Annotated in this window: 20 protein-coding genes; 15 read left to right on the plus strand and 5 right to left on the minus strand. The window is 49.1% G+C overall.

The window, feature by feature from the left end; all coding sequences use genetic code 11:
• Positions 1-593: 593 nt before the first annotated feature.
• Both P1P89_17475 and P1P89_17480 read left to right on the plus strand, forming a co-directional pair.
• On the plus strand, positions 594-836 hold the full coding sequence (locus P1P89_17475) for a type II toxin-antitoxin system Phd/YefM family antitoxin (GenBank protein MDF1593307.1): 243 nt from the start codon (positions 594-596) through the stop codon (positions 834-836).
• Positions 836-1,096: a Txe/YoeB family addiction module toxin gene (locus tag P1P89_17480; protein ID MDF1593308.1), complete on the plus strand. Its 261-nt coding sequence runs from the start codon at positions 836-838 to the stop codon at positions 1,094-1,096. Before P1P89_17475 ends, P1P89_17480 begins: the two co-directional genes overlap by 1 nt.
• 284 nt (positions 1,097-1,380) lie before the next feature.
• On the opposite strand, the gene P1P89_17485 is transcribed toward P1P89_17480, so the two are convergent.
• Genes P1P89_17485 through P1P89_17505 form a run of 5 tightly spaced genes read right to left on the minus strand, consistent with a single transcriptional unit; the run spans position 1,381 to position 5,692 of the window.
• Positions 1,381-2,406, minus strand: coding sequence for a hypothetical protein (locus P1P89_17485; protein MDF1593309.1), 1,026 nt, complete (start codon positions 2,404-2,406; stop codon positions 1,381-1,383).
• Positions 2,407-2,446: 40 nt separating this feature from the next.
• Positions 2,447-2,866, minus strand: coding sequence for a DNA-binding protein (locus P1P89_17490; protein MDF1593310.1), 420 nt, complete (start codon positions 2,864-2,866; stop codon positions 2,447-2,449).
• Between the two features lie 3 nt (positions 2,867-2,869).
• Positions 2,870-3,727 carry an MBL fold metallo-hydrolase gene (locus P1P89_17495; protein ID MDF1593311.1) on the minus strand — a complete coding sequence of 286 codons (858 nt, stop codon included), beginning with the start codon at positions 3,725-3,727 and terminating at the stop codon, positions 2,870-2,872.
• A gap of 22 nt (positions 3,728-3,749) precedes the next feature.
• A complete protein-coding gene (locus P1P89_17500) occupies positions 3,750-4,859 on the minus strand; it encodes an FAD-dependent oxidoreductase (protein MDF1593312.1) in 1,110 nt (369 codons plus the stop codon).
• Positions 4,860-4,861: 2 nt separating this feature from the next.
• A complete protein-coding gene (locus P1P89_17505; GenBank protein MDF1593313.1) occupies positions 4,862-5,692 on the minus strand; it encodes a rhodanese-like domain-containing protein in 831 nt (276 codons plus the stop codon).
• Positions 5,693-5,923: 231 nt separating this feature from the next.
• Here P1P89_17505 and P1P89_17510 point away from each other — a divergent pair, with 231 nt between their 5' ends.
• The 13 genes from P1P89_17510 (at position 5,924) to P1P89_17570 (ending at position 18,136) form a co-directional block, all read left to right on the plus strand.
• Positions 5,924-6,661: a GntR family transcriptional regulator gene (locus P1P89_17510; GenBank protein ID MDF1593314.1), complete on the plus strand. Its 738-nt coding sequence runs from the start codon at positions 5,924-5,926 to the stop codon at positions 6,659-6,661.
• Positions 6,654-7,880, plus strand: coding sequence for a tryptophan synthase subunit beta (gene trpB / locus P1P89_17515; GenBank protein MDF1593315.1), 1,227 nt, complete (start codon positions 6,654-6,656; stop codon positions 7,878-7,880). The genes P1P89_17510 and trpB overlap by 8 nt, the downstream gene beginning before the upstream one ends.
• Positions 7,873-8,634 (plus strand): tryptophan synthase subunit alpha, encoded by a 762-nt coding sequence (gene trpA / locus P1P89_17520; protein ID MDF1593316.1) that lies wholly within the window; start codon positions 7,873-7,875, stop codon positions 8,632-8,634. The genes trpB and trpA overlap by 8 nt, the downstream gene beginning before the upstream one ends.
• Positions 8,635-8,781: 147 nt before the next feature.
• On the plus strand, positions 8,782-9,609 hold the full coding sequence (locus P1P89_17525) for a lysophospholipase (protein MDF1593317.1): 828 nt from the start codon (positions 8,782-8,784) through the stop codon (positions 9,607-9,609).
• 375 nt (positions 9,610-9,984) lie between these two features.
• Complete coding sequence (locus P1P89_17530) at positions 9,985-10,335, plus strand: hypothetical protein (GenBank protein ID MDF1593318.1); 351 nt, start codon at positions 9,985-9,987, stop codon at positions 10,333-10,335.
• Between the two features lie 54 nt (positions 10,336-10,389).
• Positions 10,390-12,198: a SpoIIE family protein phosphatase gene (locus tag P1P89_17535; GenBank protein MDF1593319.1), complete on the plus strand. Its 1,809-nt coding sequence runs from the start codon at positions 10,390-10,392 to the stop codon at positions 12,196-12,198.
• Between the two features lie 18 nt (positions 12,199-12,216).
• Positions 12,217-12,639: a hypothetical protein gene (locus tag P1P89_17540; GenBank protein ID MDF1593320.1), complete on the plus strand. Its 423-nt coding sequence runs from the start codon at positions 12,217-12,219 to the stop codon at positions 12,637-12,639.
• Positions 12,640-13,190: 551 nt separating this feature from the next.
• Positions 13,191-13,679: a MarR family transcriptional regulator gene (locus tag P1P89_17545; protein MDF1593321.1), complete on the plus strand. Its 489-nt coding sequence runs from the start codon at positions 13,191-13,193 to the stop codon at positions 13,677-13,679.
• Between the two features lie 181 nt (positions 13,680-13,860).
• The gene (locus P1P89_17550) at positions 13,861-14,406 is read left to right on the plus strand and encodes a DsrE/DsrF/DrsH-like family protein (GenBank protein ID MDF1593322.1); all 546 of its coding nucleotides are present in this window, start codon (positions 13,861-13,863) and stop codon (positions 14,404-14,406) included.
• 31 nt (positions 14,407-14,437) lie between these two features.
• Positions 14,438-14,680 (plus strand): sulfurtransferase TusA family protein, encoded by a 243-nt coding sequence (locus P1P89_17555; GenBank protein MDF1593323.1) that lies wholly within the window; start codon positions 14,438-14,440, stop codon positions 14,678-14,680.
• A 63-nt stretch (positions 14,681-14,743) separates the two neighbouring features.
• Positions 14,744-15,454 carry a respiratory nitrate reductase subunit gamma gene (locus tag P1P89_17560; GenBank protein ID MDF1593324.1) on the plus strand — a complete coding sequence of 237 codons (711 nt, stop codon included), beginning with the start codon at positions 14,744-14,746 and terminating at the stop codon, positions 15,452-15,454.
• A 2-nt stretch (positions 15,455-15,456) separates the two neighbouring features.
• Positions 15,457-16,722 (plus strand): (Fe-S)-binding protein, encoded by a 1,266-nt coding sequence (locus P1P89_17565; GenBank protein ID MDF1593325.1) that lies wholly within the window; start codon positions 15,457-15,459, stop codon positions 16,720-16,722.
• Positions 16,723-16,876: 154 nt separating this feature from the next.
• Entirely contained in the window at positions 16,877-18,136 is a 1,260-nt protein-coding gene (locus P1P89_17570; protein MDF1593326.1) for an outer membrane protein transport protein, read from the plus strand.
• Positions 18,137-18,377 lie beyond the last annotated feature (241 nt).

Here is an 18,377-nt window from a genome sequence, read left to right on the forward strand (position 1 = left end):
TAACCAATAAATCAACTATTTTGTTAATAATGTTATATGTTTAAGATTTATTTTACGCGCTTAAGTTAATGGCATTGGGTAATTGCCTGGACCTTGATGAAGAGAAAAGAAGTGTTTGATCCGGCGCATCTGAATATCGATTAAGGATTTTATCATCTTCGGCGAGAGAGCCCGTGAACCTACGTTGAGGCATAAGACCTCGGGAGGGACAATCCTGGGCCTCTCACTGAACTTAACACTCTTGACAAGGGATGATTGCGCCGCCAATGGGCAAGCCCGGATAAACGTAACGATTAGAGGAAGAGTTCGCAGGAGTGGGAGATTCGCCGAAAATTTGTCAAAAAGCTATAGGGAGACCTGCGCCCTTAAAATGACCATATTCATAACTAACTAATTTTACAGGTTTTATAAAATTCTAATTTTTTGCTTGACAAGGGAACTACAGGATGTCCCTATTAATGTGAAAATGAGATAATGCTGGCGCATTTCCCTCGACTTAGCTTCACGTTATGCCTCAATGACAAGACTTGACAAAACGTACGTAATGCCGTACTCTTAGTGCAAAAATATCAACTTGTATTTAGAGGTATATCATGCCGACACTTACTGCCACTGAAGCAAGATCAAAGCTATACAGGCTTATTGACAAAGCAGCATCATCCCACGAGCCAATTATCATACAGGGCAAGCGCGTTAATGCAGTACTTATCTCGGAGGATGACTGGCGCGCCATACAGGAAACGATCTATCTTCTGAATATTCCCGGTATGCGGGAATCCATTCGGATGGGATTAGCCACTCCGGTCGAGGAATGCACCCAGGAACTTGACTGGTAATGTGGCAAATCGTTTTCACTAAACAGGCTCAAAAAGATGCCAAAAAGCTGTCCGTTGCCGGTCTACGTCTGAAAGCTGAACAACTGATTGAAATCCTGCGTGAAAATCCATACAAGACGCCTCCGCCATTCGAAAAATTATTAGGTGATTTATCCGGTGCCCTTTCTCGGCGAATAAATATAAAGCATCGGCTGGTCAATCAGGTAATAGATGACGAAAAAATTGTAAAAGTCATCAGGATGTGGACCCATTACGAATGAACCGGCATAACATTGCGCTTTCAGTCGGACGCAAAAAAACGCGCCGTTGAAGCGTCCGCTATCGCGAACTAGCGGCTAAGTCCAAACCCCTCATTTGTCCATTTGATCTGTAGAATATCTCATGTTGATTTTCCCGGTGCAGGGCTTGCCCGGGGTGTGGGCGGATGGCGGGCTCCCAAAGGTTTAAGCAAGATAAAAGTGTATCTTGGTTTTTCCAGCTTGCGGAAGCCGTCGTGCTTTGGACAAGGTCGCTTTGTCCTGATGGGGCTTTAACCCCCTTTTTATCAGCCCAATTGATAGCTTTCCCGCAGCCGGCGGGAAATATTTTTGATTTCCTTAAATGCTTTTTCGACCGTTATTTCTTTGTCGAGATTCACCAGACAGCAGGTGGCCGGGGAGAGCAGGCTCCGGGCCAGTAAAAACTGTTTATCGATCCCCTTTCCTGCAAGAATGTCCCAGACCGCTTCCAGGCGCTGAATCAATGATGCAGAACCCTCCTTGCCGAACGGTTCAATACCGGTGGGGACGATGCCCCATACAATAATGCCGCCTTTATCCAAAAAACGGCGGATGGAGCCTGCATAGGACGCGAAGATTTCGGCATTGGTGTAGATGTCCAGGGACAGAACGTCCATGTCCAGCTTCAGCAGAAAATCCCAGTCCGGATTGCCGCACAGATGAATCCCGCGGGGGCGGCTGATCTGTGCGAAAAACTGATCCAGGTCGGCTTTGGCCTTGGTGTCGCTGTATCCGGACATGGCGGAAAACAGAAATTGGAGTCCGGGCTCATCCACGAACATGAAGGCATTGGGATTCATTTTTTTCAGGCGGTCGAGCTGGACGTTGATTCTTTTTGCCATGAATTCCAGCATAAAGGGCCGGACGGTGTCGTCGAACAGGATCGGTCGTTCATTCCCATCCAGAACATTGAAGCCGAAGCTGACGGGGCCTTCCAGCTGCCCGCGGATGGCCGGGCGGTCGGACAGATCCATTCCAAGGAACTTATGGTAAACGGACGAGTAGGCCGGGCTGATATCGAAGTAATCCGGCTCGTCAAAATGGGAGAGGGTCTCTTCAAATTCGTCAATAAACTTCTCGATGGAAAAACGCAGGGTTCGCCTGGGGACATCCAGAAGGATGCCGGGAAAATGTTCGGCTGCCTGGACGTACATGTCCTCATAATAACTGAGGTTGGGAAGCTGCGGCCAGAAGGGGATGTCCATGGAAAGAGCGGTCTTCAGGGCACGGTCCGCATCGGTATGGGGCATAACCGCCATGGCAGTGGTCAGCAGATTGCCGGGGATGGGCATACAGGTTCCTTAGCGCATTGTCGGGGGTAAATAACCGAGATTAGACAAATTCATAAATTTCCACAAAAGCCTTTTGAACGTCCGCCCCGCTTAAGTGTCCCACCAGGACATCTTCATTTTTTCCGGCGCCGCCGCTAAGGGCCATGTGGATATGAACAAAGGGGCGCGGCTCCTCCCAGGAAGCATCCTCTAATGCGGCCGGCGGCCGTTCGGGCCAGGAAATGTTTCCCAGACCCACCAGTTCACGCCGGTCCTCAAAGTGCCGGCGGTCGACATCATATCCTTCCAGGCTGCGGAATCCGGAGATCATATCGACCGTATGCATCGCTCCGAAAACAAACACGGACCCGGCCCTGATATTTTTCTCTTTTACGAACCGGTTCAGTTCTCCATAAAAATCTTCGCCGTCGTCGATGGTGATCTGGAAAATGCGTCCGAGTTTTTTTTCTACAACCTGCATAACTTAATATCCTTTCACTTCATCATATAATCTTTCGAGCCCCTCGCGGAAGGTCGTTCTGCGCTGCTGCAGCCAGTAATTGCCCCGGGAGGTATCTCCAAAAAAGAATTTTTCAAATAAATCGTTCTGCATTGCTTCGGTCTTTGAAAGTCCCGACTGAATCAGCCGGTTCATGATGCCCCGCATTTCCTCAAACCGGTTAATCAACCGCCTGACGACCTCTTTGCCGCAGATATCGCCATGGCCGGGAACAATCGTATCGACCGGAAGTTCATCTATCCAGGTGAGTGCGGCAATCCACTCGGCGATATTGGCGTCGCGCATGCCGGGGGAGGGGTCGTTGATGACCACGTCGCTGGCAAACAGAATCCCCTCCTCGGGGATATGGACGACGCTGCAGGCCGGGGAGTGCCCCCCGAGGCGGCGAATTTCAAATGTAAACGGATGCAGGTTTAGCAGCAGGGTTTCATCAAAGCAGATATGGGGCAGCGGAACAACCGCCTTTTCGATCTGTTCGGCTTCTTCCGTGTGGCCTTCGTCCCGCAGGGTTTCAAAGAAGATTTTTTTGGAAAAGGCATTGGATGAACTATCGGCCAGTTCCCGGTAGACGAGCCGGAGCGCAATGAAGACGACATCCGGTACAAAAGCGGCGCCGGTGGTATGATCGCCATGAAAATCCGTACCGATCAGGTAACGCGGCCCCAGGGGGCTGAGGGGATGAAGTGCTTCCAGCCATTTTTTTGAATCCGACGGCCGCACCGGGCAGTCGAGCAGGACGATGCCGGCATCGGTAACAGCTGCGCCGACATTGGCCCAGCTATAAGCTGTCTCCGCAAAAATATGATCACCTATCTGCTTCATAACGTGATTTCCAATAAAATGATTATTCGATGGATTGAAACTTTCGCATGAATTTCCGGTCGATGCGGTCCTTGATGAAAAAGGCGAGCCGGCCGCCGAACAGAAGCCATCTTTTTTGCAGGATGCCGGTGCCGTCTCCCATATTAAATATCAGCAGATAATCACCGCCCGGGTCAAACGGCATTAACGCACTCCCTTCCAGTGCCGCCATCAGGTTGTGAAGCAGCACCGGATTCTGGCGCACGGCATAGACCCCGACCTTGTTAAGGGGCCGATCTTTGAAATAAATACAATCGCCGCCGCCGAACAGCTCCGGGTATTGCGTGCTTTGAAGGAACCGATTGACCAGTAGACCGCCGTCAGGCCCGGTGGGGAGATTGGAATCCTTGAAAATCGGAGAGGGTATGACTCCCAGGGCCAGGAAGATCATATCCGCCGGATAGCTCCGGCCGGATTCGAGTGTAATATTTTCCGTCGAAATTTCCCGGGCGTATCCGCTTTCATCAACATGGATCCCGCGACGACCCAAAGAGGCGGCTGCCTTGTGACGCAGATTTTCCGGAAATTGCGACATCAACTGTTTTCCGGCATAAATCGTGATGGACGGCTGGTGGGGTGCCTTTTTTGACAGCTGCCGGATATTGCCGGCGATTTCAATGGCCGACGGTCCGCCGCCGACGATGCCGATCGCTATGTTTTTTCGGGAAAGCATTGCCAGGATCTGCTGCCGGGCTTCCAGCAGCTTTTCAATAGGCTTCACCGTAAAAATGTTGACATCGTTGCCGGACACATTCGTTCGGGGCACATAACTGCCGGTATTAAAGGAGAGAACGTCGTAGGGGAGGGTGTCTCCGGTTTTCAGCCTGACGGTGCGCCCTTCGGGGTCCACTTGAACCGTTTCTCCTAAAATGAACTTGCCCCCCTGCTTTTCAACCACATGTCGGGTCCTGAAACGGATGTCATCGGGTGTGTAAGTTCCACCGAGCATACCGGGACCCATGCCGGAATAGTAGTGATAGGGGGAGGGGCCTATGACCGTAACGTTGTGGTCCCGGCCGATAAACTTATCGAGATTTGCCAGCGTCAGCATATGGGCATGGCCGCCGCCGATGAGTACGAGGTGTTTTCCCATGTTCACATGCTCTCAATCAAGCTGCCGAGTTGCTTCAAGTGAGCCTGCTCTTCATCGGCAATTTGCATCAGCATTTTTCGGCTTTGTTCGTCATTGCTCTTTTCGGCCGCGCGCATGTACAAATCGAGGGCCTGGGCTTCGATGGACATGGCAAGCTCCGTAATTTCCGTTATCGATTCAGGATCAGTGGAAAAAAGGCGGGCATACTCATCGGTTGTGAGACCGCCTTCCATGGCTTTTGTCGCAACCTGCTTTTCAAATTCGCTTCGGTTTTGTGCTTTTCCGGTTATTTTTATGTATTCATTATAAATCCGATCTTGTTGCCTGCCTTCAATTTCCGAAAGTTTCTGAAACAACCGGCGGGCCTTTGTGTCGCTGACCTTTGGTTCCATGGACACATAAAAATCGCGAAGGCCTGCCTCGAGGGAATAGGCAACGACAAGGGTCTTATCCGGTGATTCATTGCCGCTGAACAACTCAAGCCCTTTGTCCTCTCCAAAGACGGCGGATTTTCCCTGCCAGGCCTTGAATCCCCCCGAAAGGTTATAAACGGAATGATATCCCTTGCCGCTCAGCATTTGGGCAGCCACACGACTGCGGCCGCCCACCGCACAGTAAACAATCGCGGGTTTTTTGGGGTCGATCTCAGCGAGCCGATCCGTCAGGTCCGGAAGGGGGATCAGTTTTGCTCCGGGGATATGACCGCTTTCATATTCATTGGGCTGGCGCACATCTAAAATGGTATAGGCACTCCCGGAATGATCGGCAATGTACTGGCGGGCCTGTTCGGCGTCAAACGATTGAACCGGTGTAAAAAATTGTTTCCAACGCATCGCTCCCTCTTTGATATTATCAAGTGTTTCAGCGCATTTTAGTCTCATCAAACGTTGGCGTCAACCGTAAAATTTTCAATTACAACCTTCAACCCTGGTCGTCTCCGGCGCCGCCAAAGACGGCTGGTCCATCCGTCTGTTCACCTATAGCACCAAGTAAAATATGTCTTGACAACTTTACAAATACAAATTAGTCTATGATCAAAATTAAATGGTCTTACGATGAAAAAAATGAAAAGACTCAACCCGAATGCCCCCATCCCGCTCTATCATCAGCTGGCGGACATTATTCTTTCCCGGATACATTCAGGCGAATATCCGGCCGGGTTTCGAATCCCGTCCGAACACGCTCTATCCCGGGAGTATGGTATCGGCCGCCCGACTGCCCGCCAGGCAACGGAACTGCTGGTACGCAAGGAATTTCTGACACGGCGAAGAGGCGCCGGAACATTTGTTAGAGAAAAGCCAACTGAGGTTGACCTTTTTTCGTTTGCCGGCACCCTTACGTCTTTTCGCGACAAGGGTATAACTGTCGAGATGCAAATCCTGCAGGCAACCCGGCTGAAAAAAGTTGCGGTGCAGCCGGAGAACCCCTTTTCGGGCCGTAAGGCTTTTTTTCTGTCCCGGCTCAGCCGGGTGGACGGGTTGCCGGTGCTGGTGGAGGATCTTTATCTCCATTCGGAAATCTTTGATGGGATTGAGCGGATCGATTTGCAGGGACGGTCGCTCTCGCAAATTGTGAATGAACAGTATTACATGCGCCCCGTCGGCGGAAAACAGACCTTTATGATCGCGCATGTCAGGGGAATGAAAGCACAGGAACTGGCCGTGTCGGAAAGCGAACCGATTTTGATGGTAAGGCGATTCCTGCATTTTCCCGCAGCGGAAAATGCCATATATTCCGAACTGTACTGCCGCACGGATCGGTTTGTATTCTCGCAAACCATAGGAGGTTCTGGTGATGATTAAGCGAGGCTACTACAATGGTTTTGGCGGGGCATATCTGCCGGAAGTCCTGGTGGCGACCTTTGATGAACTTGAGGATACATTTGAAAAAGCCAAGAAGGATCCGGCATTCTGGCGTGAATACTGCGATATCATGTCAACCTATTCCTGCCGGCCGACGCCCCTGACATTTGCCCAAAACCTGAGCAACGATCTGGGGGGCGCGCGCATTTACATCAAAAGGGAAGACTTGAACCATACCGGCGCCCATAAGGCCAATAATGTGATGGGGCAGGGTTTGCTGGTTCAGCGGATGGGAAAAACCCGGGTCATCGCAGAAACCGGCGCCGGCCAGCATGGCGTTGCCACCGCCACCATGGCAGCCAAATTCGGATTTAAATGCACCATCTATATGGGTGAAGTGGATGTGGCCCGCCAGCGGCCGAATGTATTCTGGATGGAGCGGCTGGGTGCTGAGGTTGTTCCCGTGCGGGAGGGAACCCGGATTCTGAAGGACGCCATTAACGAGGCCTTCCGCGACTGGGTGGGGCATATGGACACGACCCACTATGTTCTGGGAACGGCCTGCGGACCCCACCCGTTTCCGGAAATGGTATCATATTTCCAATCCATTATCGGCATTGAAGCGCGAGGGCAGATTTTAAAACATGCCCAGAGACTTCCTGCCAGGGTGTATGCCTGTGTCGGCGGCGGATCCAACGCCCTGGGGATTTTCAAAGGGTTTATGGACGATCCGGTGGAATTGGTGGGTGTCGAGGCCGGCGGCAGGGGGTTGGACAGCGGTGAACATGCCGCCCGGCTTTCTTCCAAAGATGCCAGCATCGGTGTGGCCCAGGGATATAAAACCTATTTTCTGCAGGATGATGACGGCCAGATGAAGGAGACCCACAGCGTTGCCGCCGGGCTCGATTACGTCGGCGTGTCGCCGATCCTGGCGGGCCTTAAAGAAACCGGCCGGGTCCGATTTGAAGCAGTGACCGACCGGGAGGTGATCGATGCCCTGTCCCTGACCATCCGGAAAGAAGGCGTCATCCCTGCACTGGAGTCCGCCCATGCTTTTGCCCAGGCGTTCAAGGAGGCTCCGGACCTGTCGCCGCAGGATGTCATTCTGATCAATCAATCCGGCCGAGGCGATAAGGACATTTTCACCGTGGCGGATGCGTTCGAAGACCCGAAATGGAAAGAATTCATCCGGCAGAAGGCGGAGGAATACCATGCTTGAATCCTATCTGAAGCAGCGCAAAACAAAAAAAGACATACTGCTCATGACCCATATTGTCCTGGGATATCCCACTTTTAGAGATTCCCATGACATCATCGCAGCCATGGTTGCGGCTGGCGTGGACTTAATGGAATTGCAAATTCCGTTTTCCGAACCGATTGCCGACGGTCCGGTTATCCTGCACGCCAACCAGAAGGCCCTTACAGGCGGCGCCACGGTCCAAAAGTGCCTTGATTTTTCAAGGGAAATCACCCGGGAATTTGCTATCCCTTTCCTGTTTATGAGCTATTACAATATCCTGTATAAGTTCGGGGTGCAGCGATTTGCATCTGAAATGGCTCTCAGAGGTTTGCGCGGGGCGATCGTGCCGGATTTGCCGCCGGAAGAAGGCCGGGAATATCTTGCGGCCATGGAAAACAATGATTTGTCTCCTATTTTTATATTTTCACCCACCACGCCGGCTGCGCGCATGCAGTATCTGGCATCTTTCGGCCGGGGATTTATCTATTGCGTCGCCCGCAAAGGCGTTACCGGCAATGCAACCGATTTTTCAGAAAACCTGGAGCACTATCTGGCCCGGTGCCGCACGGCCACCCGTTTGCCCCTGGCACTTGGATTCGGCGTCAAGGAAAAATCCGATGTCGATTTTTTAAAGGGTAAAGTCGATATTGCGGTCATCGGCACCCAGACCATTCGCCTGGTGGATAGGGAGGGACCCGCGGCCGTGGGGGAATTCATCCAAAGCCTGTGCTGAAATTGATCCATGGGGCGTTTTTCTAAGATTCCGGGAAGAATGACAGGGAGGGCGGCGGCATTTCCCTTGACCGTCAACCCGGCCCTGTGCGATTATTCCATACACCTTATACAAACCAGACTAAAATGCCTCAACGGGTCTATTGAAATGAAAAAAATCGATATTAATTTTCAAACTGTTGACGGACTAAAGCTGACGGGTCGCGGGTGGCTGCCGGACACAGCACCCAAAGCGTTGATTTGTCTGGTACACGGCCTGGGAGAACACAGCGGCCGCTACCGTCACCTGGCCGACCGTCTGGTTCAGGCTGAATACGGCTTGTTGGGTTTTGACCTGCGCGGCCACGGCACATCCCAGGGTCAACGCGGGCATGCCCCCGGCCTCTCCCTTTTAATGGATGATATCTCCCGTTTTATACATGAGGGCGCAAAAAGGCTGCCCGATACGCCTCATTATTTGTATGGTCACAGCATGGGGGGAACACTGGTCATCAATTATGTGCTGCGCATGCATCCCAAATTGGCAGGGGTGGTGGTGACGGCGCCTTTCCTCCAACCCGCGTTTAAACCGCCTTTTTGGAAGCTGTTGATTGGAAAAGGGATGTACCGGCTGTGGCCGACCTTATCGCTGCCCAATGGCATAGACCCAACCCATCTGGCAAGGGATTCCGAAGTGGTGCGGGCCTACATTCGCGATGCGCTGGTTCATGATCGACTGTCTGCGCGGCTGGGAATTGAAATTCTCAATGCCGGGGCGTGGGCAATGGCGCATGCATCTGAATTTTCACTGCCCTTATTGCTGATGGGGGGCGGGGCCGATCGGATCGTTTCAACCGAGGCCTGCCGGGCGTTTGCATCAAAAGCCGGCGCGCATTGCGACTTTAAGCTGTGGGATGACTGCTATCATGAAATTCACAATGAACCTGAAAAAGAAGCGGTGTTTGATTTTATTCTGGTATGGCTGAATCGAAACTAAGTTTTTATTGACTTTGATTACGTTTTTTTGCTAGATTCAGGCCACAGCCAAGATCCACTACACGGGCATTCTCCAGTGATTCATCCTGAATCTTGCTAAAATGCACCAATGGTCTTTGATCATTTTTCTATAGCTTAAAGACCAGGCTCTTATTTTTCAAAATCTCCTTTTCAAGTTGAACTTGCATCCCATTCTGTCTCCGGGTTCATCAGTATAAATTTTTGATTCCCGAGGTCGATTTCGCTAAAGCAGCTATTGAAAAACGCTTTCAGCTCAAAACATTGTTGAAATTCAGAGCATAGCGCCCACGGCAACACATAAAAACAGGTAAAGTCAACCATAAGAAAAGACCATCATTTTTCAGAGGAGGAAAATATGTCAGCGGATGCTGAAAAGCGGGCATATGATCGCCGCTGCTCCGAGGCCCCCATCATGTATGCCCAATTTGTTGAAAATCAATACAGCTTTTATGGCGCTAAAATGCATAACTACTGTACGGGAGGCATGTATTTTGAAACAGACTACCCGGTCCGGCAGGGGATGATCGTTTCCATCAGAAGAGCGGATTATTCTGCTGATTGCAAAGGCGCGTCAACATACACGGAACTTCAGGCGGAAGTGAAATGGTGTAAGGCGATTTTGGACACTGATAAGCCTTATTACGGCGCCGGGGTCAAATTCTTCATCCCGGTTGTTGATCCGCCGTTTTCTCAAAATGGCCTTTAATGTTGAGACAGGCGCCTTTCCGGAAACTGTTCTAAACAGTTGGAGAATAAATCCATGACGGTAAAACCAACCCTGGAAGAACCAGGTCAAAGCGTCAAAGCGTTGAAAAACGCACCCCAGGGATATTCCAGAGAAATAAAGCAGCTGCAGCAAAACGGTCCGGATCACCGGGAAATTTTCGATGACTTGAGCGACGCCATCCTTATTCATGATATGGAGACCGGCGCTGTTATCGATTTTAATCGTAAAATGTGTGACATGTGGGGATTTCTGCCCGGGGAGTTGAAGGGGATCAGTATCGGCGAGATCAGTTCAGGTGAGCCCCCTTATACCCAGGAGGATGCCCTGGCGTGGATAAGGAAGGCAGCGACAGAGGGACCGCAGGTTTTTGAGTGGCAGGCAAAAACAAAAAAAGGTCACCATTTATGGGATGAAGTAAATTTAAAACGTGCCCATATCGCAGGGGAAAACCGCATCCTTGCAGTTGTGCGGGATATTACCCGACGCAAAAAAACCGAAGTTGAATTAACCCAGGCCAAGAAAAATGCGGAACTTCTGGTCAAGGAGTTGTCCACGATCAATCGGTTTGCCATGGCGATTGGTTCGACCCTGAATTTACAGGAAATCCTCCAGACCATATGCAAGGAGATGGTTGGGATTTTTAAGGCCCGCAACACCGGTATCGGCCTGCTCAACCGCGAACGCACCCTGATTGAGCTGGTGGCATTTCATACAACCAGCATAACGGAGCAAGATTCCATCGGGCTGCAGATACCCCTTGCGGACAATGCTTCCACCCATTATGTTTTGGAAACCGGCCGACCGATCGTTGTACCGGATGCGCAAAACAATCCGCTGACGGCGTCCCTGCATGAAATTTTCAAGGGGCGCAGTACCCAGTGCATCATGGTTATACCCTTGCTGGCCAGGGGTGAGGTCATCGGGATCATAGGTATGCCTACATCCGAAAAGGGTCGCATTTTTACTTCGGCTGAAGTGTCCCTGGCCCAGACCATTGCAAGCCAGATCACCAGCGTGATCGAAAATGCACGTTTATACGCAAAAACAGAAAAAGCCAAAGATCTGGCTGAAAAAGAATTAGAAATCGGACGTCAGATCCAGGCCGGCTTTTTTCCCGAAGAACTGCCAAAGTTTCCCAATTGGGAAATCGTCGCCCACTTTAAGCCGGCACATCAGGTGGCCGGTGACTTTTATGATGTCTTTCTGCTCGACAAAACTGAAAATGTGGGGTTGGTTATCGCCGATGTTTGTGACAAAGGTGTCGGGGCGGCGCTTTTCATGGCCCTTTTTCGCAGTCTCATCCGCTCCTTCGCAACCCAGAAATATAAAGGCGATTCCGGCAGGGGCGAATCATCAGATGTTTCACCGGTGGAGGTATTGCAGAAGACCATAGGACAGACAAATAATTATATCGCCAGGACCCACAGTCAAACCAATATGTTTGCGACTCTGTTTTTTGGTATTTTAAACCTCCGCACCGGTATGCTCAATTACATCAATGGCGGGCATGAAGTTCCCATCATTTTAAGTCCTGAAGGAATCCGGGCTCAGCTGCAGACCACCGGTCCTGCAGTAGGGATGTTCCCCGATATGGTATTTGACACCCGGGAGGCAATGCTTTATCCAGAGGACATACTTTTTACGTTTACAGACGGTGTTATTGATGCGCAAAGCCCGACAGGTAGCTTCTATACAAAAAAGCGTTTAATGCAATTAATATCACAGCCGTTTCCATCGGCTAAAGCTTTGCTGAATTGTGTTCGGAACGAAATTCGTGCTCACATTTCCGGATCGGAAAGACATGATGATGTCACCCTGATGGTGGTCCGGAGGAAACCATAGAAAATTCATAGGTGATAAATGGATTTTGAACGCTATTATCTTGATTTGTTTGAAATGTTGAACGCCCAATGCAAGAAAATCGCTTCCGGCAAATACAGCCAGTCCGATACTGATAATTTATTTGAACTTTCCAAGAAAAATCGATACCCGGGGTTATTTGCGGAGCTTTCCGAGTCGTTCGGCATGATGATGGTCAAGGTTGAAGCCCGAGAGTTTGAACTGGCGCAGGCGATTGAGGCGTTAAAAGAGTCTAACGGCAAGCTGGAGGGTTATTCTCAGTCCCTGGAGCAGGAAGTATCCGAAAGAATGCTCGAGCTAAAGGAAAAAATGTTCAGCTGGAAAAGGAGATCCGGAAACGCCGACAGGAAGAGAAAAAGCGACTGGAACTTGAAAAATTTCAGGCGGCAGCAGAGACCATCGGCGGTGTCTGCCATGAATTGAACCAGCCGCTCCAATCAATTTCCGGAAATGCCGAACTTCTGATGAGTGAGATTTCTGAAAGCCATCCTTATTTTAAAAAAAATTCGGACTATTAAAGCGCAGGTCGATAAGTTGGGCGACATTACGAAGAAGTTAATGGGGATCTCGAGATTTGCAACCAAAGATTATACCAGGGGGAGCAAAATCATTGATATCGATGCCTCCAGCTGAGATGGGTTTTAATGCCGCCCGCCCCAAATTTTATATGTCCCTTCGCTAATTTTTAAAAAATATTATCTTAAAAGTTTATAGTGTAATATTTATTCGCCTTTTGTCTGACAATTCCTCTCCCTGTAGGCGAGAAATTCATTTTCAGATAGCTAAAACCCCGGATTATTTGCATCCCCTCCCGTTAAAAAGTCATAAATTATATAACTAGCTGTATATATGATGTATAATTATATATCAATGTGATTGTCAGATTAAAATTCGAACGCTTAAACAGATCAGGTTGCATAAAAAAACAACAAATAACCCTTGACACGGATGAAATAAATGATATTGTTCACGGCATGAATAATACTGAGGGAAAAATAGGGGGCGGGCAAGATGAAATTCCCGCTTACCAGCTTGACCAGTTCAAGGTATTGATCGCAAAATTGTTTCAGTGTTGCCAAGAACGAATGCAATATCAATGCGACCGGTTTCAGTTGCCGGATGCTGAACTCAGATGTCTGGTCCTTTTCAGCGATGTGCGCTACCTGACGGCTACGGATATCGCCCTCAAAATGAATGTGGTGAAAAGCCGGGTTTCAAAGATTATAGACGGTCTGCTGAAGAAGAAATTCATCCTGCGAATAAAAGATCCTGAAGATTCACGCATCAGTCTATTGAGCCTGACGCCCCAAGGACAGAAAAAACTAAATGAAATCAATATTTTTCTTCAGGATGTGCATTATCAAATGCTGCTGCAGCTGACATCCGAAGAGCGTAAGACGGTTCTGGCCAATCTGAATATGTTACGGTCGTCCATGGAGGCTGTCAAAGAGTTAATGGTATAACCTTATTGCCGATTATTATCCCAATCATCCTGTTATATGTGTACGAAGTATATGAAAAAATTGTAAATATCGTTGGCTTAAAAGGTTCATACTATCATTTAAAAATCATGATAATAATAAAATATGTTAATAATAACATATAGATAAATTGATATCACGATAAACCATAGGAGGCGGAATCATGCAAAACATGGAAGAACAATTAACAAAATTAAAATCCCATATTGAGGCGCTTGAGAAAAAGGCTCCCGAGAACAAACTGTCCATGATCGTTTTTAGTGGGGATATGGACAAAGTCCTGGCATCCTTTGTCATTGCCACCGGTGCGGTTGCCATGGGTATGGACGTGGTGATGTTTTTTACGTTCTGGGGGACTCCCGTTCTCAGAGATAAAAACAAATCGGTGGGCGGCAAAGATTTGATGGGAAAGATGTTTGGCGCCATGCTGCCCAAAGGCACCTGCGAAGTAAAACTTTCCAAGATGAACATGGGCGGCATGGGAACGGTTATGATGAAATCGCTGATGAAAAAGAAAAACGTTGCATCCCTTGAGCAGATGCTGGAACTGGCCGAGGAATTGGGCGTTAGAATTTTTATCTGCGAAATGTCCATGGATCTGATGGGGTTTAAAAGAGAAGAAATGATTAAATATCCGGATCTTACTTATTGCGGAGTTGCCAAATTTTTGGAAGAGGCTCAAAACAGCAAAGTTCAGCTCTTCATATAACACAAAATAGTAAAAACATAGGAGGTTTACCATGAGTGAAGCGATCAAAGTCGATAAGGTAATGGATTTAAAGGGGCTGCCGTGTCCCATGCCGGTTGTCAAAGTCAGTAAAGGGATCAAGGAAGTTGAAGTCGGCCAGGTGATTGAAGCGATATCGTCCGATCCGGGTTCTTTAACGGATTTTCCGGCATGGGCCCGAACCACCGGCAATGAAATCCTTAAAACCGAACAGGACGGAGAGTTTATCAAGTTCTATATCAAACGCAATGCGTAATACGATAACCGGGCGACTCTATGAGAGGGCCCGGTAAAATCCTATGATTAAAGGGAGGTTTCCGTGGAAACGTTGTACTATTTTGTACTCGTACCAATGGTGTACATTGCCGCTGCAATTTTTTTTATCGGCACCGGAGCTCGACTGGTAAAAATTTACCGGGCACCCAAGCATCCCGCAACCTTGCAAATCTTTCCGGAGAAAGAACCCAAATGGCTGTTGGCGCTGGCTGATACCTTTCTGTTTCCCACGATTCGAAAACATAAACCAATGTTTTGGATATTTCTGATGCTGTTTCATATTGCATTGTTTCTGCTGATTATCGGGCATGTGGAGTTGTTCCGGGAATTCAGCATTTTTCAAATCATTCCGCACAATGTATTTCTGGGTCAGGGGTTTGTGGGGCTGACCCTGTCGATCTGTCTGCTGTTTTTCCTGTTCAGAAGGTTCTTGTCGCCGGTCCGTGAACTTTCGGTGCCCGAAGATTATTATCTCCTGATACTTTTATTTCTGACGGTTTTATTCGGCAGCCAGATGGATTGGGCCAGGACTTGGTATGAATACAGTACCGTTGCCGTCGAGGATTATCAGACCTATCTCCTCAGCCTGCTTTACTTTCGACCGGAGCTGCCTGAAAGCCTGATGTATTCAGGGCATTCCTTCATGCTGCTGTTGCATGTATTTTTTGCCAACCTGTTTTTGATGTTTTTCCCTTTCAGCCAGTCGATGCATTCATTTTTGTCTTTGCCAATGAACAAATTGAGAAGAGGTTAACTATGGATCAGAAAACAAGAGACGATTTGCTCAAGCTGTTTCAAAGCAAGTTGAATGAGGCCATGCGCTTATACCTGGAAACCTGCACCCGTTGCGGAACCTGTACGGAAGCCTGCCATGTATATGCCTCCATGGGTCAGGTAAAATATATCGCAGCCTATCGGCATGAAATCGTCCGCAGAATATATAAAAAGTATTTCAAGCTGCGCGGAAAACTCTGGCCGTCGGTGGGCGAGGCCAAAGAACTGACCGAAATGGCCCTTGAGGAGCTGTATGAGGCGGCCTATTCCTGTACCGGGTGCCGGCGCTGTATGGTCTATTGTCCCTTTGGGATCGATACACAGATGCTGATGTCGATTGCCAAACTTCTGTTGATCGGCGCAAATGCCGAACCTGAAATTTTAACGATGCTGGCGGACACCTCCATTGAGAAGGGAAAGTCGCTGGATCTTTTCAAGGAAAACTTTCTTGCCGGTATCAAGCGGCTGGAAGCGGAAGTCGTCAATAAATGGAAGACGGAGGCCGGAAAAACCGCAATCCCGATTGACGTCCAAGGCGCGGACCTGCTGTATGTGGCCCTGGCCGGCGCTCATTCCATCATTCCGGCGGCAGCGGTTTTTAATGCAGCCGGCGAAAACTGGACCCTGAGCTTTTTTGAAGCCGTCAATTTCGGCGCCTTTGTCGGCGATCCTACCCGAACCAAGCTCATATTGGATCGTATCATCAACGAGGCCACTCGGCTGAAAGTAAAGGAAGTGTGCATCTGTGAGTGCGGCACGGCCTTTCGGGTCATGAAACAGATGTCCGGCAAACAACCCTTCAAAGTGTCTTCGATTACGGATGTTCATGCCCGTTATATCAGAGAAAAGCGTATTCAGCTCGATAAAACCAAATTCAGCGGAGGAATCACCTATCACGACCCCTGCCAGATGGCCAGAAACGCCGGCGTCATCGATGAGCCGCGTTATATTCTGCAGCATTTAACCGATGATTTCAGGGAAATGGCGCCGGATCCGAAATACAACTGGTGCTGCGGCGGAGGCGGCGGCCTGGTGGCTCTTGGCGAGGACACCCTTGATTTCAGAATGAAGTCGTCCCGGGTCAAGGTTGATCAGTATAAAGCTACCGGCGCTAAGATCCTATCGACGGCCTGCGAAAACTGCCATACCCAGCTGAGCAATCTGAATGAGCATTACAAAACCGGGTTAAATGTGCAGTTTTTAAGCTCGATGGTGGCGGATGCGTTAATTCAGCGCGCTCAAATATAAACGCCAACCCAACCTTTTAAGCAATCTGCAGGAAAGGGATGGTCTTTAAAATCAATTACCAAAAGGAGGTGAGAAAAGCGGAATTTAGCCTTTAGATTTAATTTTAAATAAGCTTAAAAGATCAAAATTTCTTAGAAAAAGGAGAAGGAAGAGAATGAAAAAAAAATTTAAAATTATTTCAATTGTGTTTCTGACAGTGATGCTGTCGACACCGGCCTTTGCAACCAATGGCGACAACATGATTGCCATCGGCCCCGTCGCAAGGGCCATGGGCGGAGTGGGAATTGCCTATCCCCTGGATGCCATCAGCGCGGTTTTTGCAAACCCGGCCGCCATGTGTTTTGGTGAATACTGCCCGGCGTCCGAATTTAATTTTTCGGGTACTCTTTTTATGCCAAACGTCGACACAAAAATAACCAACACAGCCATCGGAACTTATAAGGCAGACAGTGACGAGAAGATCTATGCAATCCCCGCCATCGGATTCTCTATTCCTATGGGATCGGGTCCTTCCAACTGGCGCTTTGGCCTGGCCGCCTATGGTGTCACCGGTTTAGGAGTAGATTACCGCGGGACTGCTGTGGACACGAATCCGCCGGCCTACGGCGGAAATCCGCTGGTTTCCGGGTCTTATACAGCCATGCAGATTATGAAGTTTGCGCCGGCCGTATCCTTTCAGCCCACCACACGCTTATCGATCGGGTTGGGGCTGCATATCGATTATGCCAGCCTCGATCTGAGAAATGGGACCTCCTTTAATTACGGCTTTGGGCTGCAACCCGGCGTTATCTATAAGCCAACCGACCACCTGTCGTTGGGTCTTACCTATACGACCGCACAGAGTGTCGATCATGAAAATGTATCTGATTTTGATGGCGACGGAACGTTGGATACCCTTACGATGGAAGCACCGCAGCAGTTTGGTCTTGGCGCTGCCCATGATTTTTTTAATGGCAAATTGCTTCTGGAAGTCGACGTAAAATGGATCAATTGGTCGGATGCCAAGGGGTACGGCAGCGATGACTTCGACTGGGAAGATCAATGGGTCTTCGGTGTCGCTGCCCAGGTGGAACCGGTTTCTAACCTGTTTTTAAGAGCCGGTTACAATTATGGTGAGAATCCTGTGAAAGAACACCAGAATTTCAGTGGTGTTAAAACGGTCCAGGGAAAAACCATGCCGGCTTATTATTATGAAACGTTCAGGATCGTCGGTTTTCCGGCCATTGTTGAACAACACCTGACATTCGGTATCGGGTATAAGTTTACCGAAAGTTTGAAGGTGGATCTGGGTTATATGTACGCCTTTGAAAACACCATCCGGGAATCAGGAACGGATTTCGCGGGTAATCCAGTGACCTTGGAATCCAGCTTGAGTGAATCCAGCATTGATTTCGGATTGACCTGGCGGTTTTAAGTCATAGAAGAAGACGAATGTCGATTACCACACGGCCGAAGATACAGCTGTGGCGGGAAAGTGGAAAGAATTTGTCAATAAAGAAAGAGGGTAGGGCCTATCGGGACTGTTCTCTTTCTTTATCCAATGTTCTGAAATTAAAAAATGATGATAGTGAATATAGATAAAAGTGGGTATGCACTTTACTCAACCGACCACATGGTGTAGTATGCGGTTATGGAGGAGCCAAGACACCCTGTTG

It is taken from the genome of Desulfobacterales bacterium (assembly GCA_029211065.1).
In the GTDB taxonomy this organism is placed as follows: Bacteria; Desulfobacterota; Desulfobacteria; order Desulfobacterales; family JARGFK01; genus JARGFK01.

What these genes read in the sequence shown, in the direction of transcription:
- P1P89_17475 (MDF1593307.1), top strand. Translation starts at nt 594, where the DNA reads ATGCCGACACTTACTGCCACTGAAGCAAGATCAAAGCTATACAGGCTT.
- P1P89_17480 (MDF1593308.1), top strand. Translation starts at nt 836, where the DNA reads ATGTGGCAAATCGTTTTCACTAAACAGGCTCAAAAAGATGCCAAAAAG.
- P1P89_17485 (MDF1593309.1), bottom strand. Translation starts at nt 2,406, where the DNA reads ATGCCCATCCCCGGCAATCTGCTGACCACTGCCATGGCGGTTATGCCC.
- P1P89_17490 (MDF1593310.1), bottom strand. Translation starts at nt 2,866, where the DNA reads ATGCAGGTTGTAGAAAAAAAACTCGGACGCATTTTCCAGATCACCATC.
- P1P89_17495 (MDF1593311.1), bottom strand. Translation starts at nt 3,727, where the DNA reads ATGAAGCAGATAGGTGATCATATTTTTGCGGAGACAGCTTATAGCTGG.
- P1P89_17500 (MDF1593312.1), bottom strand. Translation starts at nt 4,859, where the DNA reads ATGGGAAAACACCTCGTACTCATCGGCGGCGGCCATGCCCATATGCTG.
- P1P89_17505 (MDF1593313.1), bottom strand. Translation starts at nt 5,692, where the DNA reads ATGCGTTGGAAACAATTTTTTACACCGGTTCAATCGTTTGACGCCGAA.
- P1P89_17510 (MDF1593314.1), top strand. Translation starts at nt 5,924, where the DNA reads ATGAAAAGACTCAACCCGAATGCCCCCATCCCGCTCTATCATCAGCTG.
- trpB (MDF1593315.1), top strand. Translation starts at nt 6,654, where the DNA reads ATGATTAAGCGAGGCTACTACAATGGTTTTGGCGGGGCATATCTGCCG.
- trpA (MDF1593316.1), top strand. Translation starts at nt 7,873, where the DNA reads ATGCTTGAATCCTATCTGAAGCAGCGCAAAACAAAAAAAGACATACTG.
- P1P89_17525 (MDF1593317.1), top strand. Translation starts at nt 8,782, where the DNA reads ATGAAAAAAATCGATATTAATTTTCAAACTGTTGACGGACTAAAGCTG.
- P1P89_17530 (MDF1593318.1), top strand. Translation starts at nt 9,985, where the DNA reads ATGTCAGCGGATGCTGAAAAGCGGGCATATGATCGCCGCTGCTCCGAG.
- P1P89_17535 (MDF1593319.1), top strand. Translation starts at nt 10,390, where the DNA reads ATGACGGTAAAACCAACCCTGGAAGAACCAGGTCAAAGCGTCAAAGCG.
- P1P89_17540 (MDF1593320.1), top strand. Translation starts at nt 12,217, where the DNA reads ATGGATTTTGAACGCTATTATCTTGATTTGTTTGAAATGTTGAACGCC.
- P1P89_17545 (MDF1593321.1), top strand. Translation starts at nt 13,191, where the DNA reads ATGAATAATACTGAGGGAAAAATAGGGGGCGGGCAAGATGAAATTCCC.
- P1P89_17550 (MDF1593322.1), top strand. Translation starts at nt 13,861, where the DNA reads ATGCAAAACATGGAAGAACAATTAACAAAATTAAAATCCCATATTGAG.
- P1P89_17555 (MDF1593323.1), top strand. Translation starts at nt 14,438, where the DNA reads ATGAGTGAAGCGATCAAAGTCGATAAGGTAATGGATTTAAAGGGGCTG.
- P1P89_17565 (MDF1593325.1), top strand. Translation starts at nt 15,457, where the DNA reads ATGGATCAGAAAACAAGAGACGATTTGCTCAAGCTGTTTCAAAGCAAG.
- P1P89_17570 (MDF1593326.1), top strand. Translation starts at nt 16,877, where the DNA reads ATGAAAAAAAAATTTAAAATTATTTCAATTGTGTTTCTGACAGTGATG.